Origin of the sequence: Streptomyces viridosporus (assembly GCF_002078235.1) — a bacterium.
In the GTDB taxonomy this organism is placed as follows: domain Bacteria; phylum Actinomycetota; class Actinomycetes; order Streptomycetales; family Streptomycetaceae; genus Streptomyces; species Streptomyces viridosporus.
In genome coordinates this window covers 1,746-2,222 of record NZ_MSGP01000775.1, presented here as the reverse complement: position 1 = coordinate 2,222, position 477 = coordinate 1,746, and the positions used below count along the sequence as shown (strand labels likewise).

The following is a 477-nucleotide window of genomic DNA, read 5'->3' as shown; positions in this document are numbered from 1 at the left end:
CTCCAGCCAGGTGCCCGGGAACACGTCCCAGTGCCGCTCCTCGGTGCAGCGAACTGCGGTGTCCAGCAGTGATGCCCCGCGCTGCGTCGGGATCTGTGCGGCTTCGGTGCCCGGGATCGTCTCTTCCACGATGAACACAACTACGGCCGTCACCGGGGGTTACGCCCCCGGGCGTGCGCGGGGGAGGGGCACCGGCCCCGGGGTCGGGGCGCATGGGTGCATGGGCGGGGGCGCGCGTGAGGATCGGCGTCGCCGGGTGGGTAACCACGAGGGGGGCCGGGATCAGCCGTTACCCCGGCAATCTTCGCACACCTCGCATTACCGGCACATCGGCGGGGCATCGATCTTCACGGCCGGACTTCCCGCCGGGACGCGGGAGGCACGACCGCGGAAGACACGTCAACTCGGTGCGTGAGCAGGCACCGCAGCCTCAGGGGGTACGCCATGGCCGCAAGGCCTCTCGTCGCGCGGCAGCCG

1 pseudogene is annotated in these 477 nt (G+C 71.7%); it reads right to left on the bottom strand.

Features of this window, described 5'->3' with window-relative positions:
• A pseudogene (locus B7L92_RS37400) lies at positions 1 to 138 on the bottom strand (bifunctional DNA primase/polymerase); the annotation flags it as partial.
• Positions 139 to 477: the final 339 nt, after the last annotated feature.